Annotated in this window: 23 protein-coding genes and 1 tRNA gene; 4 read left to right on the top strand and 20 right to left on the bottom strand. The window is 57.3% G+C overall.

The annotated features are described in order from the left end of the window. Window positions 1-24: 24 nt before the first annotated feature. Window positions 25-1,017 carry a glycosyl transferase family protein gene (locus tag G403_RS0102040; protein WP_027852514.1) on the bottom strand — a complete coding sequence of 331 codons (993 nt, stop codon included), beginning with the start codon at window positions 1,015-1,017 and terminating at the stop codon, window positions 25-27. Between the two features lie 137 nt (window positions 1,018-1,154). On the opposite strand from G403_RS0102040, the gene rlmD reads away from it, so the two are divergent. Both rlmD and G403_RS0102030 read left to right on the top strand, forming a co-directional pair. Then, a complete protein-coding gene (rlmD, locus tag G403_RS0102035; protein ID WP_051298404.1) occupies window positions 1,155-2,510 on the top strand; it encodes a 23S rRNA (uracil(1939)-C(5))-methyltransferase RlmD in 1,356 nt (451 codons plus the stop codon). Then, window positions 2,504-3,130: a pseudouridine synthase gene (locus G403_RS0102030; protein ID WP_036232216.1), complete on the top strand. Its 627-nt coding sequence runs from the start codon at window positions 2,504-2,506 to the stop codon at window positions 3,128-3,130. Before rlmD ends, G403_RS0102030 begins: the two co-directional genes overlap by 7 nt. On the opposite strand, the gene G403_RS0102025 is transcribed toward G403_RS0102030, so the two are convergent. The 5 genes from G403_RS0102025 to dapA all read right to left on the bottom strand — a co-directional run bounded on the left by G403_RS0102025 (window position 3,127) and on the right by dapA (window position 12,212). Next, entirely contained in the window at window positions 3,127-4,083 is a 957-nt protein-coding gene (locus tag G403_RS0102025) for a 2-hydroxyacid dehydrogenase (protein WP_027852511.1), read from the bottom strand. The two genes, G403_RS0102030 and G403_RS0102025, sit on opposite strands and share 4 nt — an antisense overlap. Before the next feature lie 12 nt (window positions 4,084-4,095). After that, the gene (locus G403_RS0102020) at window positions 4,096-8,925 is read right to left on the bottom strand and encodes an NAD-glutamate dehydrogenase (RefSeq protein WP_027852510.1); all 4,830 of its coding nucleotides are present in this window, start codon (window positions 8,923-8,925) and stop codon (window positions 4,096-4,098) included. A 241-nt stretch (window positions 8,926-9,166) separates the two neighbouring features. Next, window positions 9,167-9,880, bottom strand: coding sequence for a phosphoribosylaminoimidazolesuccinocarboxamide synthase (gene purC / locus G403_RS0102015; protein WP_027852509.1), 714 nt, complete (start codon window positions 9,878-9,880; stop codon window positions 9,167-9,169). 41 nt (window positions 9,881-9,921) lie between these two features. Next, window positions 9,922-11,325, bottom strand: a complete 1,404-nt coding sequence (gene bamC, locus G403_RS0102010; protein WP_027852508.1) for an outer membrane protein assembly factor BamC — start codon at window positions 11,323-11,325, stop codon at window positions 9,922-9,924. An 11-nt stretch (window positions 11,326-11,336) separates the two neighbouring features. After that, window positions 11,337-12,212, bottom strand: coding sequence for a 4-hydroxy-tetrahydrodipicolinate synthase (gene dapA / locus G403_RS0102005; protein ID WP_027852507.1), 876 nt, complete (start codon window positions 12,210-12,212; stop codon window positions 11,337-11,339). Window positions 12,213-12,394: 182 nt separating this feature from the next. On the opposite strand from dapA, the gene bcp reads away from it, so the two are divergent. Continuing rightward, window positions 12,395-12,847 carry a thioredoxin-dependent thiol peroxidase gene (gene bcp, locus G403_RS0102000; protein WP_027852506.1) on the top strand — a complete coding sequence of 151 codons (453 nt, stop codon included), beginning with the start codon at window positions 12,395-12,397 and terminating at the stop codon, window positions 12,845-12,847. A 14-nt stretch (window positions 12,848-12,861) separates the two neighbouring features. On the opposite strand, the gene G403_RS0101995 is transcribed toward bcp, so the two are convergent. Then, entirely contained in the window at window positions 12,862-13,941 is a 1,080-nt protein-coding gene (locus tag G403_RS0101995; protein ID WP_027852505.1) for an AI-2E family transporter, read from the bottom strand. Window positions 13,942-13,963: 22 nt separating this feature from the next. Next, window positions 13,964-14,221: a sulfurtransferase TusA family protein gene (locus G403_RS0101990; RefSeq protein ID WP_036232212.1), complete on the bottom strand. Its 258-nt coding sequence runs from the start codon at window positions 14,219-14,221 to the stop codon at window positions 13,964-13,966. A 32-nt stretch (window positions 14,222-14,253) separates the two neighbouring features. On the opposite strand from G403_RS0101990, the gene G403_RS0101985 reads away from it, so the two are divergent. Further along, window positions 14,254-15,750, top strand: a complete 1,497-nt coding sequence (locus tag G403_RS0101985; protein WP_051298402.1) for a M48 family metalloprotease — start codon at window positions 14,254-14,256, stop codon at window positions 15,748-15,750. Between the two features lie 49 nt (window positions 15,751-15,799). Here the strand turns inward: G403_RS0101985 and nadA are convergent, their stop codons facing one another. The 12 genes from nadA to ruvB form a co-directional block, all read right to left on the bottom strand. Next, the gene (gene nadA, locus G403_RS0101980; RefSeq protein WP_027852502.1) at window positions 15,800-16,843 is read right to left on the bottom strand and encodes a quinolinate synthase NadA; all 1,044 of its coding nucleotides are present in this window, start codon (window positions 16,841-16,843) and stop codon (window positions 15,800-15,802) included. A 202-nt stretch (window positions 16,844-17,045) separates the two neighbouring features. Beyond that, a tRNA-Lys gene (locus tag G403_RS0101975) sits at window positions 17,046-17,121 on the bottom strand. 72 nt (window positions 17,122-17,193) lie between these two features. Beyond that, window positions 17,194-17,874, bottom strand: coding sequence for a 7-cyano-7-deazaguanine synthase QueC (gene queC / locus G403_RS0101970; protein ID WP_027852501.1), 681 nt, complete (start codon window positions 17,872-17,874; stop codon window positions 17,194-17,196). An 18-nt stretch (window positions 17,875-17,892) separates the two neighbouring features. Further along, on the bottom strand, window positions 17,893-18,717 hold the full coding sequence (gene ybgF / locus G403_RS21845; RefSeq protein ID WP_051298400.1) for a tol-pal system protein YbgF: 825 nt from the start codon (window positions 18,715-18,717) through the stop codon (window positions 17,893-17,895). Between the two features lies 1 nt (window position 18,718). Continuing rightward, window positions 18,719-19,246, bottom strand: coding sequence for a peptidoglycan-associated lipoprotein Pal (gene pal / locus G403_RS0101960; RefSeq protein ID WP_027852500.1), 528 nt, complete (start codon window positions 19,244-19,246; stop codon window positions 18,719-18,721). 179 nt (window positions 19,247-19,425) lie between these two features. After that, window positions 19,426-20,727 (bottom strand): Tol-Pal system beta propeller repeat protein TolB, encoded by a 1,302-nt coding sequence (gene tolB / locus G403_RS0101955; RefSeq protein WP_027852499.1) that lies wholly within the window; start codon window positions 20,725-20,727, stop codon window positions 19,426-19,428. Further along, on the bottom strand, window positions 20,721-21,638 hold the full coding sequence (tolA, locus tag G403_RS21840) for a cell envelope integrity protein TolA (protein ID WP_051298398.1): 918 nt from the start codon (window positions 21,636-21,638) through the stop codon (window positions 20,721-20,723). The genes tolB and tolA overlap by 7 nt, the downstream gene beginning before the upstream one ends. A gap of 3 nt (window positions 21,639-21,641) precedes the next feature. Next, window positions 21,642-22,061 (bottom strand): protein TolR, encoded by a 420-nt coding sequence (gene tolR, locus G403_RS0101945; RefSeq protein WP_027852498.1) that lies wholly within the window; start codon window positions 22,059-22,061, stop codon window positions 21,642-21,644. 11 nt (window positions 22,062-22,072) lie between these two features. Further along, on the bottom strand, window positions 22,073-22,753 hold the full coding sequence (tolQ, locus tag G403_RS0101940) for a protein TolQ (protein WP_027852497.1): 681 nt from the start codon (window positions 22,751-22,753) through the stop codon (window positions 22,073-22,075). A 15-nt stretch (window positions 22,754-22,768) separates the two neighbouring features. Beyond that, window positions 22,769-23,170, bottom strand: coding sequence for a tol-pal system-associated acyl-CoA thioesterase (gene ybgC, locus G403_RS0101935; RefSeq protein ID WP_027852496.1), 402 nt, complete (start codon window positions 23,168-23,170; stop codon window positions 22,769-22,771). 137 nt (window positions 23,171-23,307) lie between these two features. Then, on the bottom strand, window positions 23,308-23,628 hold the full coding sequence (locus G403_RS21835) for a TraR/DksA family transcriptional regulator (protein ID WP_169719875.1): 321 nt from the start codon (window positions 23,626-23,628) through the stop codon (window positions 23,308-23,310). A gap of 106 nt (window positions 23,629-23,734) precedes the next feature. Further along, on the bottom strand, window positions 23,735-24,751 hold the full coding sequence (gene ruvB / locus G403_RS0101925; RefSeq protein WP_027852495.1) for a Holliday junction branch migration DNA helicase RuvB: 1,017 nt from the start codon (window positions 24,749-24,751) through the stop codon (window positions 23,735-23,737). Between the last annotated feature and the right edge of the window lie 9 nt (window positions 24,752-24,760).

The following is a 24,760-nucleotide window of genomic DNA, read 5'->3' as shown; positions in this document are numbered from 1 at the left end:
CCCGGCAGGCGCCGGGCTCAACGGTTAAAAGCGGCTGCGGTCACGACCCTCCCAAAGCGTTCGCGCCCGGTTGACCAGTTCAGCGGGTTCGGCCGCCTGCATGGGGTTCAATAACCGCAAAACCATGGCCAGGGTCGAGATTACCGCGCCCTCTCCGTAGGGGTGCTCCAGCGTACCCCGCCAAACCTTTAACAGGTCTTGGGGGTCAAGCTGATCATCTTTCACCAGGCGCTGCGGGTACAACCGCGGCCAGACGCCATCCTCCAGCTCACCATTGATGATCCAGTGCAGATCACAGTCGGTATCCGGTTTGACCTCGGCCTCGCCGCCGTCGCCGCGTACGGTCACGGCCTGGCGAGTGTTCAGTAACTGCGCGGTGCGCTGATGCATGGGCGCATAGGGTGGGTGAAATACGCCGTCGATGCTGATCTCTGCATCCAGCGGGTTCAGCATACGGCACAGGGTATGAACCGGTGACCGTAACCCGAGGATGTTACGCAGCTGGATAATCTCGCCCAACCGGGGACACAGCGTATCGATTGACATAAATGCAAAGCGCTCGTTCACAAGGGCCTCTTGCACCTGCTGCCAGTCCCGGCAGGGCGATATACCGAACAGACGGAGCATATCTTCGGTGTATATACGCCCGGCGGTGTGTCCCCGTGAACCATGCATAAATACCGGGTATCCGGATTCAGCCAGCACCAGCGCGACAAGCAGGAACCAGGGCAGGTGACGCTTTTTCCCGGCATAGGTGGACCAGTCAATTCGTGCGCAGACCTGTTCCGGTGGTACAAACCGCGTTTTAACGGCATCGGCAAAACCGGCCAACTCTTCCGGCGCCTCCTCCTTGACCCGCAGCAACATTAGAAATGCGCCCAGCTGTTCAGGCCTGACCTGATCATCAAGGATCATGCCCATCGCTTCGGCCGCTTCCTCTCGCGTCAAAGATCGACTTCCCTTTTTTCCCTTCCCGAGTATTCGGACGAAAGGTGCAAATGGGTGTTCCTGTGACATGGGGCTAATACCTCAAATAGTCGGATCGATATATGCCATTCTACATCAAGGCACCATTGAATAGGTTTACGGCTACCCATGGCCCAGATACCCGTGTAGTTGGTAGAATGCGCTCCCGCTAACGGAACATGACACACATGAATCGAAAACGTATCCAGTTTGGTGGCCCATCCCGCCGTGGCAAAGCAGCCCCCTCAGGCCCCGTTCAGCTCGACATCAACAACCTCAGTGGCGAAGGCCGGGGGGTTGGTCGATCGGAGGGCAAAACGGTGTTCGTTGAAGGCGCCCTGCCCGGAGAGCGCGTGGATGCCGAAATCATTCGCCGCCATAAACGTTTTGATGAAGCACGCTTGATTCATCTGCTGGCACCGAGTTCCGAGCGTCAGTCGCCACCCTGTCAGTACTACGGTCGCTGCGGCGGCTGCCAGCTGCAACACCTGGAGAGTGATGCGCAGATCCGTTATAAACAGGCACAGGTACTCGAACAGCTGCAACGCTTTGCCGGGATCCAGCCTCAATCCATCGAACCCGCATTGCACGGCGACAGCTTGAGTTACCGCCGAACCGCCCGTATCGGTATCAATCAGCGCGGCGATGGTGAGGTAATCATTGGCTTTCGCCAGAGTGGCACTCACCGACTGCAGGATATCGAAAGCTGCCCGGTCCTGCTTACGCCGATCAACCAGTTGATCGGCAGACTTCGCCAGGTACTCTCGGATTGCGGCAAGATAAAACATCTGACCCATGCGGAGGTCAGCTGGGGTGACGATAGCGGCATTCTCTGTCTGCGCATCACCCGGCGTCTCATGCCCGACCTTCAGCAGTCATTGCTCGCACTGACAGCAGAGCTCGGATTTCAGCTGGTTATCGAAGATAACGACGGACACTATCATCTGCTCGACCCAAACCCGCACACACCAACCTACACCCTGAAAGCGCAGACGATAGAGCTTGAGTTTGAGGCCGGTGACTTCCTTCAGGTGAATCCCGCGATGAATGCGGCCATGGTTGAGCGAGCCGTGGAGTGGCTCTCCCCCTCGCCCTCTGACCGCGTACTCGACCTGTTCTGTGGCCTGGGTAATTTCACGCTGCCACTGGCACGGCACGCCGCATCGGTTATCGGCGTGGAGGGGTCGGAGACCATGGTCAACCGTGCTCGTTCCAATGCCGCGCGCAACGGAATCACCAACGTCGAACTGTTTCGCAGCGACCTTAGCGCCGATATCCGGGAAACGGGTTGGTACCATCAGGGGCAACGCGAGGGATTTGACCTGATTCTGCTCGATCCGCCGCGCACCGGTGCGGCCGAAGCCATCGATCACCTGGTTCATTACCAGGCTCGAAGGATCCTCTATATCGCCTGTGATCCCGGTGCATTGGTGCGTGATGCCAAGGCATTACAATCGGCGGGTTATCATCTTACGCGTTTTTGTATCGTCGACATGTTCCCCCACACCGCCCATGTGGAATCGATGGCCCTGTTCGAATGCTGAATGTGGAGCTGCTTTACAGCGATAATGAGATCGTTGTCGTCAACAAACCGGCAAACCTGCTATCGGTGCCAGGCAAGGGCCCCGATAAGCAGGACTGTCTCTGGCGTCGGGTGCAGGAGCGCTTCCCCACTGCCAGAATTGTGCACCGCCTCGACTACGCCACCTCCGGGATATTGGTACTGGCGCTGAATGCGAGCTCACATCGGCAACTGAGCTTGCAGTTTCAGGCCCGTGAAACCGGTAAGCGCTATCAGGCCATTGTGACGGGTTTACCGGATCAGCTGACCGGAGAAATTGATCTACCGCTGCGCTGTGACTGGGATAACCGACCTTTGCAGATGGTCGACCACGAACAGGGCAAGCCCGCCCTGACTCGCTGGGAAGTAATCGAGCAAAACGCGCTGGGCACGCGTTTGTTGTTGACGCCCATCACCGGCCGCTCTCACCAGTTGAGAGTGCACCTGCTGGCGATCGGGCATCCGATTGTCGGCGACGGTTTCTACGCGCCGCCGGAGGTTAGAGCCCTGTCACCGCGTCTGCTGCTACACGCGGAGCTGTTGCAACTCAAGCACCCCACCACCGGTGAGATGCTTGAGTTCCATGCATCCTGCCCGTTTTAGGCCTGATCAACTCGGCGCAGGCTCTCGCCATTACTGAAGGCGCGGATATTTTCCGCGGTCTGATCGATGATACGCCGACGTGCCTCAACACTGCCCCAGGCACAGTGCGGCGTCACGATCAGGTTGGGAATATCCGGCGCCAACAATGGATTCCCCGACTTTGGCGGCTCTACGGTCAACACATCGGTTGCCGCACCGCCCAGATGGCCATTGCGTAGCGCATCTACCAGTGCCGGCTCATTAACCACGCCTCCGCGGGCCGCATTGATCACAAAGCTGCCTTGACGCATCCGTGCCAGCACGTCCGCATCGACGAGATCACGGGTGGTCTCGGTCAGGGGACAGTGCAAACTCAAAACATCCACGGACTCGACCAGCGCTTCAAAGCTCACCCGTCCTGCAGGCACCTCTGCCGTCCCCGGCCTTGCCGATACCAGCACCTCCATGCCGAAGGCCCGGGCGAGCTCCGCAACGGCTTGGCCCAGGGCGCCATACCCGACAATGCCGAGTTTGCGCCCCGCCAGTTCCAGGATTGGATAATCCAGCAGGCAGAACTGGGTCGCACGCCCCCAGTCACCGTCCCGTACCGCGCGGTCGTAGTCCAATAGATGCGTGTGTAACGCAAGCATCAACCCCATCACATGCTGAGCCACGGAGCGAACCCCGTAGCCCTGAGCATTGCATACAGCGATGTTATTGCGCCGCGCGCTATCCAGGTCCACATTGTTGACACCGGTAGCGACAACACAGACCAACTTCAGCGCATCAGCACTGTCCAGCGCCTGCGCGTCAAGGACTACCTTGTTAACCAACACCAGATCGCAGTCAGCAATCCGTTCGCTGACCTGCTCCGGGGCGCTGCCCCGATAGCAGGTCAGCTCATCGACGCACGCCCGAATGGGCGCAAGATCGAGATCATCCAGACTCTCGACATCGAGAAAAACCGCCTTCATGCAACGCGCTCCTTAACTTCCGTTGGCCAACTCTACAAGCTCACGTATCGCAACGGCGAATACGGCACTGTCAGGTTGAGAAACGGAACGGAGATCAGTCAGCACCTGGTTCCAGCGGGCCAGCAACACCTCATTGGCTTCCAGCCAGTGCTCTACACACGCCTGACTCGAAAGCCCATCGCCATCGACAGGCTCGGTCTCCCGGGCACGGGCGAGCACACTGAGCGTAATCGCGCGCTGCTGGGTATTCAGATCCTCTCGGAAACCATCACGAGCCAGTGATTGCCAGTGGGTATCCTGGTCCATCGCCTTGATCTGACGATCCACGCTGTAGAAGTCCAGGCGGTCGCCCACCAGGAAGTAGACGTCGGCCACCCGATCCAGCGGTTCGCCCGTCTGATGCTCGGTAGCGATAATACCCAACAGGGTATAAAGCGAATCGAAGGATGCTGCCTGCACGGCCAACTCGGCAGGGACGCCAGCCTGTTCCAGCTCCGTGTAACGGGCCTGCCACGCTTCCAGGGGCTCTCCTGTCAGACGCTCAGCCAGAGACAGGGACATCGCTTCAACGCCGGGACGGAACTGCCCCACCAATGCCTCTGGATCGATCCGCTGGCGACAGGTGTTGAGAATCCAGTTCGCGGCACGCCGCACCAGACGCTGTAGATCCGCCATCATTCCCTGCAACAGATCCGCCGGTACTCGGTTATCCAGCGCCTCCATCTGATGCCACAGATTATCCATGGAGAAGATATCCCGCGCAGTTACATAGGCCGCGGCAATATCGGGCAGGTCACGCCCTGTCGCCTGATGCATCCGCAGCGGGAAGTTGATGCCCATGCGGTTGATCATGCCGTTGGCAATCTGAGTGGCGATAATCTCCGCCCGCAGTCGGTGACCCGCCACTTCGTCGCCGTATCGCTCGACCATCCCATGCGGAAACGCCGTTTCGACCTCGCGGGCCAGATACGGGTTCTCCGGCAACCAACTGGCGGTCAGCACCTCTTTCAACTCCGCTTTAACGTAGGAGATCAGTACCGAAAGCTCCGGCCGTGTCAGTTTAAGTCCCTGCTCGGAACGCTGCACGATCTGATCATCGGTGGGGATGAACTCCAGCGCGCGGACCAAACGGCCACTGCTCTCCAGCTCATTGATCAGACGACGGTAGTCATCCAGCGCACGATCAACCTGAGCCCCGGCAATACTGATGGCAAGCGCCTGACTGTAGTTGTTTTTGAGCACCAGCGATGCGACCTCCTCGGTCATCTCCTTGAGGAAGCTGTTGCGCTGCTTGACCGTCAAATCGCCGTTGTTGACCACTTTATTGAGCAGGATCTTGATATTGACTTCGTGGTCGGAGCAATCGACGCCGCCGGCGTTATCGATAAAGTCGGTATTACAGGCACCGCCCTTGAGCGCAAACTCGATTCGACCGAGCTGGGTGAAACCCAGGTTACCGCCCTCGCCCAGCACCTTGCAGCGCAAGTCCCGGCCATCGATGCGCAAACCGTCGTTGGCTTTGTCGCCCACATCCGCATGGGACTCATGACTGGCCTTGACGTAGGTACCGATCCCGCCGTTCCAGATCAGATCCACCCGCGCCTTGAGCAGCGCTGAGATCAGATCGTTCGGAGCAAGCCGGTCCTGTTCGATATCAAACCGTGCTTTCATTTCAGGGGTGATATCGATCCATTTGGCCGCGCGCGAGAATACGCCACCGCCTTTGGAGATCAGCGATTCATCATAATCGGCCCAGCTGGAACGCGGCAGCTCGAACATTCTCTGACGCTCGGCAAAACTGGCCGCTTCATCTGGATCGGGATCAATGAAAATGTGCAGGTGGTTAAAGGCCGCGACTAACTGGATGTGCTCAGACATCAGCATACCGTTACCGAATACATCGCCGGCCATATCACCAATCCCCACCACCGAGAACGATTCGGTCTGAGTATCCAGCCCCAGCTCACGGAAGTGCAGTTTGACCGATTCCCAGGCCCCCCGGGCGGTAATCCCCATCTTCTTATGATCGTAGCCCTGTGAGCCACCGGAGGCGAAGGCATCACCCAACCAGAAGCCGAACTCTTCCGCAATGGAATTCGCGATATCGGAAAACGTCGCCGTTCCCTTGTCGGCCGCGACCACGAGGTAAGGATCGTCCTCATCGTGACGCACCAGCTCAGGCGGCGGCACCACGTCACCATCCACGTAGTTGTCGGTAACATCGAGCAGCCCGCGGATGAAGGTCTTGTAGCTGGCGATGCCCTCCTCCATGATCTCTTCCCGGCTGCCGTTGGCCGGCAACTGCTTGGCGACAAAGCCCCCCTTGGCACCGACCGGAACGATAACCGCGTTCTTCACCTGCTGAGCTTTAACCAGACCCAGCACCTCGGTGCGATAATCCTCGCGACGATCCGACCAACGCAGCCCGCCACGGGCCACCTTGCCACCGCGCAGATGGACACCTTCCACCCGCGCTGAGTAGACGAAGATCTCGAACATGGGCCGCGGTAGCGGAATATTGGCGATGGCATGGGGATCCATCTTGAAGACGAAGTAGTCCTTCAGCTCTCCGTTGCCGTCAGTCTGGAAGTAGTTGGTACGCAAGGTGGCGCGGATCAACTCCAGGTAGCGCCGCAGGATCTTGTCATCATTGAGGTGATCGACTTTTTCCAACGCATCGAGAATGCTGTTGGCGATGCGCTCCGCCAACGCCTCGACCTTGGAGCTGTTCTGACGTCCCGGCTCGAACCGCGCCCTGAACAACGCAACGAGCAGTCGCGCGATATACAGGTGACGGGCCAGGGTGTCGGCAATATAGGGCTGACTGAACCCGAAACGGATCTGCTGGTTGTAACGGGAATAGGCGCGCAGCATGGCCACTTCGCGCCAGGTCAAACGGGCGCCGATAACAAGCCGGTTAAACTCGTCGTTTTCGGCATGCCCGCTCCAGATATTGGAGAACGCATCCTGGAATACCTGTTTTACCTCCTCAAGATCAACCGTCTCCGAGCTGTTGTAGAACAGTGTAAAGTCGTGAATCCAGAACTGTTCGCCATCACGACGACGCACCATGTAAGGATGCTCGCCCACAACTCGCATTCCCAGGTTTTCCAGCACCGGAATGATGTCGGAGAGAACCAGCGGATCATTGCGGTTAAAAAGCTTGAAGCGCAACAGGTCTCGCGACTGCTCGATCTGCCGGTAGAAACTCATGCTGATGCTCTTACCGGTATCGAGTTCCTCGATATGTTCGATATCGAAAACCGCGCTGCTCGGCGAGAAATGCTCGCGGTAGGCGGACGGAAACGCCGTACGATAGCGGTTGGCCAGATGATTACCGCGCTCTTCGCCGGCAGAATCCACCAGTACATGGTGCAACTCATCGGACCAGGAGCGCGATAGTTCCGCCACCTCCGCTTCCAGCTCCTGAGGATCAAAGCGGATCTCTTTGCTCGGATCTACAGGCAACACGAAATAGACACGGGTCAGAACGGACTCGCTATAGTAGGTAGTGAACTCGCAATCCAGCGCGCCGAGGCGCTCCAGCAGCATCTCCTGAACCTGCGTACGCAAGGCCGTATTAAAGATATCCCGCGGCACGTAATAGAGCATGGTGTAGAACTTGCCGCAGGCATCGCGACGAATCAGCAGCCGCACCTTACGCCGCTCCTGGAGGTTAAATACCCCCATCGCGTTATCGAACAGCTCCTGTTCGCTGGAGAGCAGCAACTCGTCACGGGGCAGCTCATTCAGGATCTGCGCCAGTGACTTGGCACTGTGTCCCCCCGGCGTAAACCCGGCGTGGCTGAGCACGCACTCCATACGACGGCGCAGTATCGGAATATTGCGCGGCGACTCCACGTAGACCGGCGACGTGTAGAGGCCATAGAAGCGACACTCGCCAATCACCTGTCCCTGATCATCAAACCGTTTGACCAGCACCAGGTCACGATAGGCCGGGCGGTGCACCCGTGAGCGCTGATCATCCTTGGCGAAACTCAGGGGCTCAGGCTCCAGCAGGAAACAGTGCTCCGGCGCAGTGGGCGTTGGCTTGACGCGCTCCTGCAGCTGGCAGATCCCCAGGGCCGAACCCTCTCTCTGCTCGATACTGAGCTGCCCCCCCTCATGTTTGAAATCAAGCTCTTCGTAGCCGAGAAAGGTGAAACGGTTATCGAGCATCCAGCTCAGGTAGGCGCGCGCCTCTTCCCGCTTGCCGCTATCGATAACGCTATCATCGGCGAGCTCCTGCTGCAGCGTGTCAACCTGGGCACGCATCGCCTCAAAATCCCCCACGGCGGCACGAACCTGACCCAGCACCTCACTCAAACTGTGCTCGATTCCCTTGAGCTCTTCCGGGTTGCTGTGACGATCGACTTCGATATAGAGCAGCGCCTCGCGCTCGGTGTCTGCCGCATCACTCTGCACTCTGACCTTATCGCCGTTGCGCTGCACCGAGAGCACGCCGCTATGAACCACATGGATCGACAGCCCCCGCCGGTTAAGCTCCATACGAACGGAGTCCACCAGAAACGGCATATCGGCATGCATAATCTGGATAACCGTGTGACCGCAGTGCCAGCCGTGGCGCTCCAGGTCAGGGTTGAACACATGGATATTGCTGTCGTCCCCCGGTGCTTCCTGCAGGTGTTCCCAGCAGGACAAGGTGGCACCGTACAGGTTTTCGAAGCTGCGCTCGGCCAACTCCTCCAACGGTGACACACGGTAATACTGATACATAAAATCAAGGACAGGGTTCAGATCCGCCTCGGGCAGGCGGGCAGTGAGCATATCACCCAGCTGGGAAAGGATTTTATTCTTCTGTTCGTTTCGCCGTTCGGACATCTGCCACTCTCCATCGGGGCCGAAAAATTCCAGTTTCGATAATGCTAGTTCAGCATCAGAAAATTTGCCAAGGCATAATGCTATTTCCTGAAACCATTTTCCAGTCAATCAGAATTATGCAGTGATTTATTTTATGTTTATTGGGCCACACAAAGGATTTATCACCACCAATATTTCATACCAAAAAAAAAGCTCCGGCCTAGGCCGGAGCTTTTAGAAATCTCTGTCGTGACGGTCAGAATCAGTCGAAACTGATTCCCAGACGGCGACCAACCTCTTCATAGGCCTCAATAACGCCGCCCAACCCCTGGCGGAAGCGATCCTTATCCAGCTTCTTGCGGGTTTCTTTATCCCAGATCCGGCAGCCATCCGGTGAGAACTCATCGCCCAACACCAGTTCACCCTTGTACATGCCGAATTCAAGCTTGTAATCCACCAGCACCATGCCGGCCTGATCGAACATCGCCTTGAGCACATCGTTGGCAGCAAAGGTCAGCTCTTTGGCGCGCGCGACCTGATCGGCCGTCGCCCAGCCAAACGAGTCGATGTGGTATTCGTTCACCATCGGATCGCCAAGCGCATCGTTCTTCAGGAAAAACTCGAACGTCGGCGGATTCAAATCCATACCTTCCTGAACACCGTAACGCCGGCAGATAGAGCCTGCCGCCACGTTACGCACGACACACTCGATGGGGATCATCTCAAGCCGCTTCACGGCCGACTCGGTATCCGACAACAGTTTAATAAAATGGGTCGGTATTCCTGCCGCTTCAAGCTTCTGCATAACAAAAGCATTGAACTTGTTGTTCACCATGCCCTTGCGATCCAGCTGCTCTACCTTCTTGCCATCAAAAGCGGAGGTGTCATCGCGAAACTCGAGCACCATCACATCGGCATCATCAGTGGTATAGACCGATTTCGCCTTACCGCTGTAAAGCTGTTCACGCTTTTCCATCAAATTCTCCAAAATACCCTGCGCTCAGGGGTGTCACATATTCAGTTGCCGTAGGGCAGGTGCTCTTTGACGGCCCAAAGGATCTCATCGGCGATAACATCCGGCGCGGCCAGACCCTGATCGGTACGCACCGACAGGAAGACGCCACTGCGGGTCCGGTTCAACTTGAGCTGATAGCGCCCCGTGTGTTCAAACTCGCCGGTGTCCTGATTATAGACGCCGCTCTCACCGTCGCCGAACACGTAGATCACCTTGCCAGCGAACCAGATTTTATATCCGGGCCGATTGGCCGGATCATCCGGATCGGTAAGCGCCGAGACCTCGTCCGCCTCGGGATCAATCTTCTCGATCCGGGTTGGTCCCGAGCTGTAGCGAATCGCATTCGGGTCATCACTCATCTCGTCATCACCACCCAGCGCCGACGAGAGCAGACTGGTATTGAATGTGATCTCTTCACGGTCGGAGTGGAGCCATTCAAAGAAGCCCATTCGTTCCGTTTCGCTGACCGGGGTGGAGGTGGTGTAGGTGAGATAGATCATGCCGGTTGCCTGATCGCGAGTCCCCACATCGATCTCGGTGGCATCCAGCGCATCATTGAGCTGTGTCCAGGCCTCATCAATCGGTGCGCCCAGTTTGAGCACCGGATGACCGCGCGAGTCACGTCCCAGCTGCGACCCTTCGTGGGATTGACGCTGCATGGCGACCAGACTCTGTGAATCCGGCTCCGCGGCCTTGCTCAGATAGCGCAGCATCTCGAACATCATGTCCGACTTGTACTCCACATCGCGGGCGCTACCCGTACTGCTCCAGTCCACATCCGCCACGGAGGCATCCAGCGGGTACTGGACATGCTGCATACGGATCGCCGTGCGCTCGTAATCTTCCGGGTCGGGCCGCAGCGATACGCGCAGCTTGTTGCGGGTCGGCCCCTGGATATCCTGAAGTGTCAGGCGTTTGATCCAACCATCCACAAAGCCGTACTGATCGCCTTCCAGCGTTATCCAGTCAGTCTCCATGATGCCGCTGCGCGGATCCGTCGATGACAGTCCGATACCGTTGAACGACCAAAACTCCTGCAGTTTGATCCAGACATCGGCGATCGGTTCATCGACCAGCAGAACACGCTCACCATCTTCACGCTTGAGATTTACCGACTCGCTACCCGACTCGACATAGAAAAACTCCGGCCGAGGCACGGCAAACTCACCCGTGGTCTCGGACGCGGTTGTCCCCACCTCGGGCACCACCAGCCGCTCCTGCATCTGGCGCGAGCGCATGCCGGGAGGCAGCTTGAGTCGCTCTGCCGCCTGAGCCTGCTCATAATCCTGCCCACGATCGCGGACAACACCGTTTTCCCCGTACAGCGGATTGTTTTTCAACATACCGCAGCCGCTGAGGCCGGAGGCGACCGCAATCGCCAGCAATGATAAGGAAGCTTTGGTCATATCCCTGCCCGTTAAATCAGTCCGCACTGTCGCAGTGCGTTGCGCACATCCTCGTGATACTCGTCAGCCAGCACAGTCAGCGGCAGTCGAATCCCCAGGCCAATCAGCCCCATTTCATGCATCGCCCACTTCACCGGAATCGGGTTCGCTTCAACAAACAGCTTGGTATGCAACGGCATCAGCTTGTGCTGCAGAGCGCGCGCGGCCTCGACCTGCCCTTCCAGGCCCAGACGACAAAGCTCTGCCATTTCGGCCGGGGCCACGTTCGCGGTCACCGAAATGTTGCCCTGTCCACCAAGCAGAATCAGCTCGATAGCCGTCGCGTCATCGCCGGAGTACACCGCAAAATCTGCAGGCACATTCTCGATCAGTTGCCGTGCACGCTCCAGATCGCCGGTTGCTTCCTTGATTCCCACGATATTTGGGTGGTCAACCAATCGATAAACGGTTTCCGGCTTCATGTCGCAACCGGTCCGGCTCGGTACGTTATACAGAATCTGCGGAATATCGACAGCGTCTGCAATCGCCTTGAAATGCTGGTACAAACCCTCTTGGGAGGGTTTGTTGTAATAGGGCGTTACCAGCAGGCTGTAATCCGCACCTGCATTCTTGGCACGTCGAGTCAGTTCGATCGCTTCGTGAGTCGAGTTGGCACCGGTGCCGGCCACAACCGGAATCCGGCCATCGACACGCTTGATGACATGTTTGATCACGTCCAGGTGCTCATCGTAATCCAACGTCGCGGATTCGCCGGTGGTTCCCACGGCACCGATCGCGGCGGTGCCGTGTTTCAGATGCAGATCGACCACCTTATCCAACGCTTCCCAATCGACATCTCCGTTGGCATGCATGGGGGTCACGAGCGCTACAATACTGCCGCGAATCATCTCTTTCTCCATCTGAATTCAAAGACCAAGTATGGTACTGACGCCGCCCCCGCGGCACAACCGGATAACCAATTACCCTCGGGGGCAGCTTTTGCTATCTTAAAGGGCTGGCATTTTAAACGATTTGGCGCTCGCAAGCGTAGTAGGTCGATACACTTTTCACAATGCAAAGGAGCTAAAGCATGCTAGAAACTGGACAGACGGCCCCCGACTTCAATGCCGTGGATCAAAACGGCGACCCGATCAGCCTCAGCCAGTTCAAGGGCAAGAAAGTGGTCCTCTACTTCTACCCGCGGGACAACACCCCTGGCTGCACGGCCCAGGCGTGCGATCTCAGAGATAATTATGAGCGACTCCAGGCCGAGGGCTACCAGGTTATCGGCGTCAGCACTGACACCGAGAAGAAGCATCAAAACTTTATTGCCAAGTATGAACTGCCCTTCCCGCTGATTGCCGATACCGAGCATCAGGTTCATGAACTCTATGGCACCTGGCAGTTGAAGAAAAACTACGGCAAAGAGTATATGGGTACCGTGCGTACCACCTTCCTGATTGATGAAAACGGCACTATCACAGACGTTATCAAGAAGGTAAAAACCAAGGAACACACCGCCCAGATTCTCAGCGACGACTGATTCGTCCGGGGCGTCTACTCAGACGCCCCTTCCTGATCCGCGTGTTGAGCCACCTTTGGCCAGGCGTTGACCACGGCTTTAACCAACGTTGCCAGCGGAATCGCAAAGAACAGCCCCCAGAATCCCCACAGTGTCCCGAACACCAACACCGCAACGATAATCGAAACCGGGTGCAGGTTAACCGCTTCAGAGAACAGAAGCGGGACAAGCACATTCCCATCCAACGCCTGAATCACAGCATAGGCGATCATCAGCCACATGAAATCGCCGCTCCAGCCCCACTGAAAAAAGGCGATCAGCGCAATCGGAAAGGTAACCAGCGCCGCACCGATATAGGGAATCAACACGGACAGCCCTACCATAAGCGCCAACAGGGCCGCGTAGTTAATCCCCAGCAACGCGAAGGTAATCCACGTCACCCCGCCAACAATCAGGATCTCCGTTGCCTTCCCCCGCACATAGTTAGCGATCTGGAGGTCCATCTCCTGCCAGATGCGGGTCATCATCTCACGCTTCTCGGGCAGAAAGCTGGAAAAGGTGGAGAGCATCGAGTCACCGTCCTTCAGAAAGAAGAACACCAGTATTGGCACCAATACCAGATAGATCGCCAAAGCCGCGATACCGGTCAGCGAATTCAGGGAGAAGGTAACGACCCACTGCCCCAACCGACTGAGCTCGGCAGCCGCGACACCAATCAGCTCGCGGATCTGTGCCTCGGATACCAGATCGGGGTATTTCTGCGGCAGCAACAGCAACAGGTTCTGGACCTGCACCACCATCCCGGGCAGCTCATTAAACAAGTTGACGGATTGCCGCCAGGCAATCGGCATTACAAACAGCAGGAATGCGGTGACAAAACCAAGAAACACGAGGAACACCAGTAGAACGGCCAACAGGTGGGGCACGCCCCGCTCCTCGGTCCAGGTCACAAGCCCCTGCATCAGAAACGCCAGTATCAAACTGGCAAACACCGGTGCCAACGGCGCACCGAGAAAAACAATAATCGCCAACCCGGTCGCAAGAATCAGAAACAGGAACAGCGCTTCCTCATCCGAGAAATACTGATCGATCCATTTATTGAGAATTTTACGCATTGGCGCTCAGCGCTCCCTGGTTTCAGCTTTTCGGCCCACGCCGTATGATATGGATATAACATTCACCATCGGTGAACGAATCGACCATTTCGTGGTCGCTATGTTCGACATAGACGCGAAAATCTCGAACCGATCCGCTGTCAGTGGCAACCACCTTCAGCACCTCACCCGGTGACATACGGTTCAGCGCCTGTTTGGCCTTGAGCAACGGTAGAGGACAGCTCAAGCCACTGGCGTCAAGCAGTTGATCTATGCTGCTGTCGGCTGAAGACTGGTGCATCAATTATTTACCTCCGACTTGTGAAGAGCTGCATGCGACGCACTTTATACCAAAACAGGATCAAAGATAATCGTCCTGAAAAAGCAAAGCGGGTTTTACCGCTACTGATGGCGTTTAGCCTGGGCATCACGTTAAATCTGCCTACGGCGCATGCCGACCCAAGTCTGCCTGTATTAACCGATGCCACCTCCAGCACGATCTCTCTGCAAGAGGAGCACCGATTGGGGCGCAACTGGGCCCGGGTGCTGCGCGGCCAAGCCGCCCTTCTGGACGACCCGGTGGTCAAGCAATATCTGAATGACCTGCTGTGGCAGGTCGTAGAGCACAGCGAATTGATGGACCGCCGCCTTGAACTGGTCGTACTGGACAAGGAAAGTTTTAACGCCTTCGCCGTTCCCGGGGGCATCGTCGGCATTCACGGCGGCCTGTTGCTGGCCTCCGAATCTGAAGCGGAGCTGGCCTCAGTGGTCGCCCACGAACTGGCTCACTTAAGTCAAAGGCATTATGCCCAACAGCTGGAAGAGAGTCGGCGCAATCGGCCCCTGATGCTTGCCGGCCTGCTCGCCGGTATTCTCGTTGCGGCGGCGGATAGTCAGGCCGGCACCGCAGCGATCACCTCGACCATCGCCGGATCAGCACAGGCCCAGCTTGCATTCAGCCGGCGCAACGAACAGGAGGCTGACCGAATCGGGATGCAGACGCTGTCCGCCAGCGGGTACGATCCCTACGCGATGCCCAAGATGTTCGAGCGCCTGCAAAACAGCTATCGGTTCTACGGCCAGAAGCCCCCCGAATTCCTGCTCACTCACCCGGTGACGGAATCACGCATCGCTGACTCGCTCAATCGTGCAGCAACACTGCCACGACCACCCGTTAACGGCGATGATATGCTCTATGATCTGGTACGCACGCGACTGCAGGTGCATTACAGCAAGGAGCCGCAAACGCTCTACAGCACATACTCCGAGCAGGCCAGCGATGGCGGCAGCGGCACCGCACGTTATGGTCAGATGATCAGCGCGCTGGCAGCCGGGCGCACACAGCAAAGCCGGGAGGCATTCGAATCACTACCATCTCAATGGCGGGATCACCTCTATGTACGCTTAAGTGAGCTGGACCTGCTGCTGGCTGAAGGCGCGCAGAATCAGGCATTCAACCGCGTAGAAGCACTATTGGATCTTTATCCGGACAGCATGCCCGTGCGCTATCGTTATGCACTGATCGCTCGACAGACCGGCCGGATCAAGCTGGCGGCACAGGTCCTGAACGAGCTGGTACGCGACTACCCCAACGATGTGGATTTTTGGTATCAACTGGCGGAAACGGAAGGCCTGAACGGTCGAATCTATGCGGTGCATATGGCGCGCATCGAGTATTTTATGCTCACCGCCCAACTGGATCTGGCGTTACGCCAGGTTGAGTTCGCACGCAGAGAAAACGGATTAAATGATATCGAGAAAGCGCGTCTTAATCAGAAAGAGCTGGAGATCAAGACGTTACGCCAGCAGATGAAAGACGACCTGTCATAAACACGGAGCATAAGCGGTAGCCGCCGTCACCGGCGCTACCGCGTCTCTATTAGCGGACCTGAAAATCCAGCATCCGCTGCAACGGGATACGCGCCCGCTCAATCAAGCCTTCATCCACAGTAACTTCATCACGCCCCTGCTCCAGGGCCTGAGCGATGTTTTCCAAGCCGTTCATCGCCATCCAGGGGCAATGTGCGCAGCTGCGACAGGTCGCGCCGGAGCCGCCGGTGGGCGCCTCTATGAAGGTTTTGTCGGGTGCGGCCTGCTGCATTTTGTAAAAAATGCCGCGATCCGTCGCCACAATAAACATAGAATGTGGCAACTCCTGAGCCGCACGAATCAGCTGTGACGTCGATCCGACCGCATCGGCCAACTCAATGACAGCTTCCGGAGATTCCGGGTGCACCAGAATACCGGCATCGGGATAGACCTGCTTGAGATCCTTGAGCCCCTTCGCCTTAAACTCTTCGTGGACAATACAGGCGCCGTCCCAAAGCAGCATCTCGGCATCAGTCTGTTTCTGAACATACGCACCCAAATGTTTATCCGGCGCCCAGATCACCTTTTTTCCCTGATCTGCCAGATGCTCCACCACTTGCAGGGCGATACTGGAGGTCACCACCCAATCAGCACGCGCCTTGACGGCAGCCGAGGTGTTGGCATAGACCACGACCTCGTGATCCGGATGTGCATCGCAGAACGCCGAGAACTCATCAACGGGGCAGCCAATATCCAGCGAGCAGGTAGCTTCCAGAGTGGGCATCAAAATGCGCTTTTCAGGACTCAGAATCTTGGCGGTTTCCCCCATGAAACGAACCCCGGCAACAACCAGCGTAGAGGCGTCATGGCGAGCGCCGAAACGGGCCATTTCCAGCGAGTCAGCCACGTAACCACCGGTCTTTTCAGCCAGTGCCTGAACCATCGGGTCTGTGTAATAGTGAGCCACCAGACAGGCGTCTTTCTCTTTAAGCAGCGCGCCAATACGCTGGGTGTACGCTGCCACCTGATCCGCGTCCAGCGCCGAAGGCAGGTGTTCCTGCGCAAAGTGTTCCTGAACGATAATGCGATCGTCGATTTCCGGTTTCGTCAGCATGCTTCTTCTATCTTGACTACTGGACCAACGGGCGCGAGGCCCATGAAAAGGGTGCGAAAGTATACCACAACCATCAGCTTAGACAGGACTCGGGATCAATATTACCGACACGGAATTGAAATCGATGCAACCGATTGGCATATGAAACCCTGAAACCACAGACGAGTGATAGCAGGCGGGTATAAATAAAACAGGAGGGGAATGGTGGGTCGTATAGGACTCGAACCTATGACCAATTGGTTAAAAGCCAACTGCTCTACCAACTGAGCTAACGACCCAACAGGGCTGCGAAGTATACGCAGTCCTGATACAAATGCAACCGCCAATCCGCCGAAACGCGTGAATACCCCTTAATGGTAACGCGTGGGATCCGGCAGCCCTGCATCGGCGAACCCCTTGGCACGTAACCGACAACTGTCACACTGCCCGCAGGCACGGCCGTCGTCATCGGCCTGGTAGCAGGAAACGGTTTCCGCGTAATCGACGCCGAGTTTGCCACCTGCCAGAATAATTTCCGCCTTGGTCATGTCGATAAGCGGCGTCTCGATGCGGATCGGCTCGCCGCTGACTCCATTTCGCGTCGCCAGGTTAGCCATCTTCTCAAACGCCTCGATGAACTCGGGACGACAATCCGGATACCCGGAGTAATCGACGGCATTCACGCCGATAAAGATCGCCTCGGCGTGCAAAACCTCAGCCCAGCCCAGCGCAAGCGAGAGAAAAACCGTGTTGCGGGCGGGAACGTAAGTAATCGGGATACCCTCGCTTTCCTGCTCAGGCACTTCGATGTTGGTATCGGTCAGCGCCGAGCCGCCGAAATCTTCGAGATTGAGCCGCAAAACCCGATGCTCCGCCACACCAATAGAGTCTGCAACACGCTTTGCTGCATTCAGCTCCGTCAGGGAGCGCTGGCCATAATCGAAGCTCAACACATGACATGCGTAGCCCTGCGACTTCGCGATGGCCAGCGCCGTGGCGGAATCGAGACCGCCGGACAAGAGTACAACGGCCCGCTTTTCCCGGTTTGTCATAACGTTTGAATTTTCCTGTTACGAGGATGGAGTGTAGTTACGCGCCAGGCCAGCGGCCGAACTCTGAGGAAAGTCGGTCAGCAAGCGTGAAAACGCTGCCTTGGACGCTTCGCCATTGCCAAGCCTGTCTTCAACCACACCGAGCTTATAGAGCGCATCCGGCACCTTAGTGTGATCCGGGAACTGGTCGAGCACACGCTTAAATGCCGCTTTCGCCTGCTCCAATCCCTGCTGCGCGAGCTGCACCTCACCCACCCAGTAATGCGCGTTAGCCAGGTGACTGCTCTGCGGATAACGCTGAATAAACTGATCAAACGCGCCAAGCGCCTGTTCGAACTGGCGCTCCCGCACCAGCGCAAAAGCTGCCTTATAGGCGTCCAGATCACTGACCCCATCGACGACGGGCTGGGTCGAAGAGGATACTGCGGCGGAAGCCTCGCCATTCGCCTGCTCAGGCGTGTTTTCCGTGGCATCCGGTTGCGCTGGCACCTCGGAATCCGCAGCGCCTTGAGCCATACCGTATTGATCGCCCGCCGCCGCTTGAATAAGCGCGCTGATCCGGCGGTCAATATCGCGGTACCGATCCCGCTGTTCGCGCTCCATTTTATCCAGCCGATACTGTTGCGTTTCGAGCTGCCCTCGCAACTGACGAACCTCCTCCTGCAGCTGCTGAACCATCAGCAAGAGCTCGCTTTGCGGAGACTGGGCATAGGACGCACCACTACCGGCGCTGGAGTCAGTCACCGGGATTGGGGTTACATCCGCCGCGAGCACTTTCGCGCCCCCCACCCAGGGGAGCGCGAGGGCGAATACCAGCGGAAGTGCTTTTAGATCACGCGCCATATCAACGGGATACGTACTTCAGTTCCACACGACGATTCTGAGCCCAGGACGCTTCGCCCTGCCCCATCACAGCCGGCTTCTCTTCGCCGTAGCTGATTGTCTCTACCTGAGATGCGCTGGCTCCGTTGACGATCAACAGACGCTCAACGGCATTGGCGCGACGCTCACCCAGAGCGATGTTGTATTCACGGGTCCCACGCTCATCCGCATGCCCTTCCAGACGAACCGATGCCCCCGGATTCTGGGACAGGTAACGTGCGTGCGCTTCCAGATCAGCAAATCCGTCCTGCTTAACAACGGACTGGTCGAAGTCGAAATAGAACACGGTTTGAAGCTGATTTACATCGGCCATATCGCTGCCGCTGACACCCGAGCCATCAACCCCGTACGAGCTGGCAGAGCCACTGCCACCCTGACCATCAGCGCCGCCAGCGCCACCGTCAGTAGTAGTACTCGTGGTGCTACAGCCGGCAACCCAGGCGACAGCCGCACCCAGTGCAGCCGCTTTCATCAGATTCAACGCACGCATCATTTTCTCCTAGTCAGACAAAACGCGATATAATTTATTGATTACGCTAATCTTAGCGATAGCATATTGCAAGAGACCGACCGTTGTATTGCAGCGATCAGATCGAATTTTTTCCAAGCCGTCGCCACTCTGAGACAACAGCCCTTCCGCAGCTTCCATAACGCCCGAAAGACCCACAATTATTGCAAGAATGGCGACCAGGCAGGCTCACGCACATCGCCACCGGGGCTGGGCATTCTGAAGCGCACCTGGCCGTCCAATGATACAGCCGCGAGCACACCTTTACCCTGCTCCTGACTGGCGTAAATGATGATGCTCCCGTTGGGGGCGATACTCGGGGACTCATCCAACCCGGCACGGGTCAGTATATCGAGACGTCCGGATTTCAGGTCCTGAACGGCAATGGTGAAATCCCCCCCCTGCGGGCGGTGTACCATGGCGAGAAATCGGCCATCCTGGGTCAGCCGCGGCCGCGCATTGTAGTTCCCTTCCCAGGTTAAACGTTCAAGATCTCTGGAGCTCAGATTAAGCCGGTAAATCTGGGGCTGACCGCCACGATCCGAGGTAAATAACAGCGACTGCCCGTCGGGTGCCCAGGTTGGCTCAGTATCGATCCCGTAATGGCGTGTTACACGCTGCAACTGGCGCGAGCGCATATCAAGCACGTAGATCTCGGGGTTGCCATCCTTGGACAGCACAAGAGCCAGCTGGTTGCCGTCCGGTGACCAGGACGGCGCTCCGTTAAGCCCTTTGAACGACTGGATCCGTTCACGCTTTCCGGTACTCAAATACTGGACATAGATAGCCGGACGCCCGGTTTCAAAAGACACATAGGCCAGTTTGGAACCATCCCCCGACCAGGTCGGCGACATAATCGGTTCACTGGATTCAAGGATGGTCCGGGGGCGAGCGCCATCCCAGTCCGAGAGCATCAGGCGATAACGGTTACTGTTATCGGCGCGGCGATCGGCGGTGACGTAGACGATACGGGTCGAGAATGCCCCCTTAAGCCCTGTCAGCTCCTCAAATATACGGTCGGCAATATAGTGGGCCGCATCGCGCAGCTGGGCCGGTGTGCTTTCTACCCGCTGCCCCATCAAACGCTGCTCCTTGAGCACATCGTAGAGCTCAAAATTAATCTCCAGGCGCTGCTCGCCGAGCGGCTCAATCCGTCCGATCAACAGATAATCGGAGCCGCTTACACGCCAGTCACGGAAATAAACATCACTTTGCCGACTCGGAAAGCCCAGCATGCTTTCGCGCGGAAGCGCGGAGAAAAAACCGCTACGCGCCAGATCCTGTTCCACGACCTTTGCTACATCTTCAGGTAGCGCCGACGTGCCGCTCCAGTTAAACGGAACCACTGCAACCGGTGATGGCTCGGCAACGCCCTGGGTCACTTCCACAACTAATTCGGCGCGAGCCAGTGACCCCGTCACCAGTAAAACAAGACATGCCAGTACCGATTTAAACTTCACCATCTTAACCCCTCCGGTCGGAAAATCACTTTTATCGACCTTAACCTGCGCTCGAATAGAATCGGATCGACTTCCGCCACCCGCTCAAACCGCTCGGTACGATATACAGCCTGGACCGCTGAACGATCAAAGGCCGCATCACCACTGCTTGTCACAATAGTAGCCTGATCGACCTCACCATTACCCAGCAACCGTATCGCGACCACCGCTTCCATGCCGTTACGAGCGGTACGCGGTATCCGCCAATTCTGTTCCACCAGCGTCTGGATATAACTTTGCATGTCGCCCACCACTGACTGAGCGCGTTTCTCCGCTGCAGCGCGGGCAGCTTCCGCCTTGGCCTTGGCTTGTGCTTCGGCACGGGCCTGCTCCTGACGCTGGGCCTCAGCCTTCGCTTTCGCCTCCGCTTGACGACGCGCTTTCTCCTGCGCTTCACGCTTGGCCTGAGCTTGCCGTTGAGCCTCCTGCTCTGCTTTGCGTCGAGCCTCCTCCTGCGCCTTACGCTGCGCTGCCAGCTCAGCCTGCTTACGCTTTTCCGCCTCTTCCTGAGCACGTTTGGCGGCCAGCGCCTTGGCTTGGCGCGCCTTCTCCTCGGCCGCCTTTCTGGCTTGCTCAGCCTGCTGCTCTCGCCGTTTCTGCTCCGCCTGTGCCTGCTGCTCCTGCTGCTTCTGCTGAGTCTCATTAGGCTTCGGCGCAGGATCCGGAGCGGGAGGCGTCTCGCTCTCAGCCCCCGACTCCGGACTGGACGGCGTCTGGCTCAAGGCATTCAGATCGATCATGCGGGCCTGAATATGTCGCGGCGTGCGGCGCTCCGGCTCAGCGTCACCGATCCAGTGCGTTAGCAGGCCACCAAGCACGATTATATGCAACAGGGTCGCCAGTGCCGTCGGCACCAGGTAGCTGCGAATCTCCACCGGCTACTCCGTCACCAAACCAACGCTGGAGGCGCCCGCCCCCTTGAGCAGCACCATCAACTGCACGACCGCGTCATAACTGACGTTCTTGTCACCGCGCACCAACAAAAGCTTTTGAGGGTTAACGCTAAGCACTTTCTGCACGCGGCCAGCGACCTCCTCGGCCGTTACCGCTGTTGTCTCGTCTGCGCCACCGATGTTGATGTAGTAACTGCCCTCGCGGTCCACCGACACAATCATCGGCTCATCGTCGTCGGTATCCACCGGCTCCGCAGTAGTCTGGGGCAGATCGATATCGATCCCCTGGGTCAGCATGGGCGCCGTCACCATAAAAATAATCAGCAGCACCATGGTGACATCGATATAGGGGACGACGTTGATTTCGGCGTTGAGCTTACGTTTCTTGCGAGTTCGCCTGATCATCTGAAACCGTCTCAGGAGGTGGAGTGTACGCGCCGATAGAGGATACTGGTGAACTCATCGGCAAAGGTTTCGTAATTGTTCAACAACCACTCGGACTTGGCCGAAAAACGGTTGTACGCGATAACCGCTGGAATCGCAGCAAACAGCCCCATGGCAGTCGCGACCAGCGCCTCGGAGATACCCGGTGCCACCGAAGCCAGCGTTGCCTGGTGCACATTGGCCAAGCCACGGAAAGCGTTCATGATCCCCCATACTGTGCCAAACAGGCCGATATAGGGGCTGGTGGAACCCACCGTGGCGAGAAAAGGCAGGTGACGCTCCAGTCGTTCTTCTTCCCGCGCCAGGGAAACGCGCATGCTGCGCTGAACCCCATTCATGACCACTTCCGGGTCGACCCCTGGCTGTTTGGTCAGGCGGGTAAACTCTTTGAGGCCGGCGCGAAACAGGTTCTCTGCGCCACACAACGAATTGGGATTGGCATTTACTTCGCGATAGAGATGACTCAGATCCACACCGGACCAGAAACGGTCCTCGAACTCGCGAAACGAGCTTTGGGCGCGCCGGAGTACCTGACGACGCTGAAAGATCATCACCCAGGAAACAAAGGACGCGAGCAGCAAAAGCAGCATCACCAACTGAACTACCAGACTGGCATTGAGCACCAGTCCCCAGATCGACAGCTTGTCTTCCACTTACAACTCCTAATATCAGTCCAGTTGTTCCAGTCTTTGCAGTAATTCTTTGGGCCAGCGCCGTGGCTTTAGCGTTTTTTCATCCACACAGACAACACGGATATCACCCTCGCAGCGGGCATCTCCTGCGTCGCCAACCACGCGCTGCTTGAAAATAACCGTGGCAGCGCCAGCCAGTTCGATGTCGCTGCGCACAATAAGTTCATCATCCAGGTGGGACGGCTTCAAATAACGGGCCTGCACATCATGAACGACGAACAGCCAGCCTTGAGATTTTAGTATCTGCTGAGAATACCCAACGGCGCGCAACATCTCGGTGCGGGCACGCTCCATGAATTTGAGGTAATTCACGTAGTAAACGATGCCACCGAAGTCGGTATCTTCGATATATACCCGGCAGCGCCATTCAAAAGCCATCGGCGTTTGGTCCCGTCTCGCTCGATCATCATGCGTATTTGGATGAGGTCAGTAACCACAGGTAGCGGTCGACCTCAGGCCAGAAGGGCACACAATAGCAGGCCGTATATTTTATACAAGACAGGGGGTGGATGGGCTCAGATAAGTTTGGAGCGACGTTTTACACGGGAGTGACAGCTCAAGCAAAGGCTGGTGGCGGGGTCAGCGCGCAGCTGGTTCATTTCGATCTCTTCACCGCAACCGATACAGTAGCCATAGAGCCCGGTATCGATGCGCTCAAACGCCGCATCAACCGCGGCGATATCATCTTCGAGCTGACGTACCAATACCTCGCGATTCTCTGGCACCAGATCCGAGCCGCCCGCCTGAGCCGGCAGGATGGAGCACAGGTCGCGTTCCAGCTCGCCGCGGAGCTGTTCGAGTGATTTTCGCAGGGTGCGCAAATCAGACTGGTTCACCGGCATTCCCCAACAAAGTTGACTGCCAAGAATACTAGCAGCGCTTGTCAGGTTATTCTTTTGATGCCGATCATCTTAGTCCGTTATCGGCCGTGAATGTGTCCGGCTATTGATTCCCGTCAGGCTTTTCCAGTCCAAAATGCAGGTATGCATGCTCAGTGACAACGCGGCCGCGTGGTGTACGCATGATAAAGCCCTGCTGAATCAGATAGGGCTCCAGCACATCCTCAATGGTATCGCGCTCTTCACTGATTGCGGCCGCCAGATTATCGACCCCAACCGGCCCTCCACCGAACTTCTCGATCATTGCCAGCAGCAGCCGCCGGTCCATATGATCAAAGCCACGCTGGTCCACGTTGAGCATATTGAGCGCAAGATCAGCGATCTCACGGGTGATGCGCCCCTCCCCTTTGACCTCGGCGTAATCCCGCGCCCGGCGCAGCAGACGGTTGGCGATCCGGGGCGTACCCCGCGAACGACAAGCAACCTCCCGCGCTCCGTCTGACTCTATCGGCGTTTCAGACAACTCCGCCGAACGCATCACAATGCCGGTCAGATCCTCGACGCTGTAAAACTCCAGGCGTTGAACGATGCCGAACCGATCGCGCAGCGGTGATGTCAGCAGACCCGCCCGCGTGGTCGCACCAACCAGGGTAAACGGGGGAAGATCGATCTTGATCGAGCGCGCGGCCGGCCCTTCACCGATCATAATATCGAGCTGGTAATCCTCCATCGCCGGATAGAGCACCTCCTCCACATTGGCACTGAGGCGATGAATTTCATCGATAAACAGTACGTCGTTCGGCTCAAGGTTGGTAAGCAGTGCCGCGACGTCCCCCGCCTTTTCCAGCACCGGGCCCGATGTGGTTTTGATCTGCGAACCCATCTCATTGGCAATAATATTAGCCAGAGTCGTCTTCCCAAGGCCGGGCGGACCAAAGATAAGCGTATGGTCCAACGCCTCGCTTCGATTGCGCGCTGCATGGATAAAGATCTCCATCTGCTCCCGCACACGGGGCTGACCGTGATAATCGGACAGCAGCTTGGGCCGGATCGCCCGATCCTGAGCCTCTTCCGCAGGCATCGCCACCGGGCTGATAAACCGGTCCGCTTCGATCTTCATCATCTACCC

The sequence above is a fragment of the Marinobacterium litorale DSM 23545 genome (assembly GCF_000428985.1).
Classification (GTDB): domain Bacteria; phylum Pseudomonadota; class Gammaproteobacteria; order Pseudomonadales; family Balneatricaceae; genus Marinobacterium_D; species Marinobacterium_D litorale.
This window is presented reverse-complemented; position numbering and strand designations above follow the sequence as displayed.

Bases quoted from the DNA above. Each gene is read 5' to 3' on its own strand.
- G403_RS0102040 (WP_027852514.1), bottom strand. From the start codon at position 1,017: ATGTCACAGGAACACCCATTTGCACCTTTCGTCCGAATACTCGGGAAG.
- rlmD (WP_051298404.1), top strand. From the start codon at position 1,155: ATGAATCGAAAACGTATCCAGTTTGGTGGCCCATCCCGCCGTGGCAAA.
- G403_RS0102030 (WP_036232216.1), top strand. From the start codon at position 2,504: ATGCTGAATGTGGAGCTGCTTTACAGCGATAATGAGATCGTTGTCGTC.
- G403_RS0102025 (WP_027852511.1), bottom strand. From the start codon at position 4,083: ATGAAGGCGGTTTTTCTCGATGTCGAGAGTCTGGATGATCTCGATCTT.
- G403_RS0102020 (WP_027852510.1), bottom strand. From the start codon at position 8,925: ATGTCCGAACGGCGAAACGAACAGAAGAATAAAATCCTTTCCCAGCTG.
- purC (WP_027852509.1), bottom strand. From the start codon at position 9,880: ATGGAAAAGCGTGAACAGCTTTACAGCGGTAAGGCGAAATCGGTCTAT.
- bamC (WP_027852508.1), bottom strand. From the start codon at position 11,325: ATGACCAAAGCTTCCTTATCATTGCTGGCGATTGCGGTCGCCTCCGGC.
- dapA (WP_027852507.1), bottom strand. From the start codon at position 12,212: ATGATTCGCGGCAGTATTGTAGCGCTCGTGACCCCCATGCATGCCAAC.
- bcp (WP_027852506.1), top strand. From the start codon at position 12,395: ATGCTAGAAACTGGACAGACGGCCCCCGACTTCAATGCCGTGGATCAA.
- G403_RS0101995 (WP_027852505.1), bottom strand. From the start codon at position 13,941: ATGCGTAAAATTCTCAATAAATGGATCGATCAGTATTTCTCGGATGAG.
- G403_RS0101990 (WP_036232212.1), bottom strand. From the start codon at position 14,221: ATGCACCAGTCTTCAGCCGACAGCAGCATAGATCAACTGCTTGACGCC.
- G403_RS0101985 (WP_051298402.1), top strand. From the start codon at position 14,254: ATGCGACGCACTTTATACCAAAACAGGATCAAAGATAATCGTCCTGAA.
- nadA (WP_027852502.1), bottom strand. From the start codon at position 16,843: ATGCTGACGAAACCGGAAATCGACGATCGCATTATCGTTCAGGAACAC.
- queC (WP_027852501.1), bottom strand. From the start codon at position 17,874: ATGACAAACCGGGAAAAGCGGGCCGTTGTACTCTTGTCCGGCGGTCTC.
- ybgF (WP_051298400.1), bottom strand. From the start codon at position 18,717: ATGGCGCGTGATCTAAAAGCACTTCCGCTGGTATTCGCCCTCGCGCTC.
- pal (WP_027852500.1), bottom strand. From the start codon at position 19,246: ATGCGTGCGTTGAATCTGATGAAAGCGGCTGCACTGGGTGCGGCTGTC.
- tolB (WP_027852499.1), bottom strand. From the start codon at position 20,727: ATGGTGAAGTTTAAATCGGTACTGGCATGTCTTGTTTTACTGGTGACG.
- tolR (WP_027852498.1), bottom strand. From the start codon at position 22,061: ATGATCAGGCGAACTCGCAAGAAACGTAAGCTCAACGCCGAAATCAAC.
- ybgC (WP_027852496.1), bottom strand. From the start codon at position 23,170: ATGGCTTTTGAATGGCGCTGCCGGGTATATATCGAAGATACCGACTTC.
- ruvB (WP_027852495.1), bottom strand. From the start codon at position 24,751: ATGAAGATCGAAGCGGACCGGTTTATCAGCCCGGTGGCGATGCCTGCG.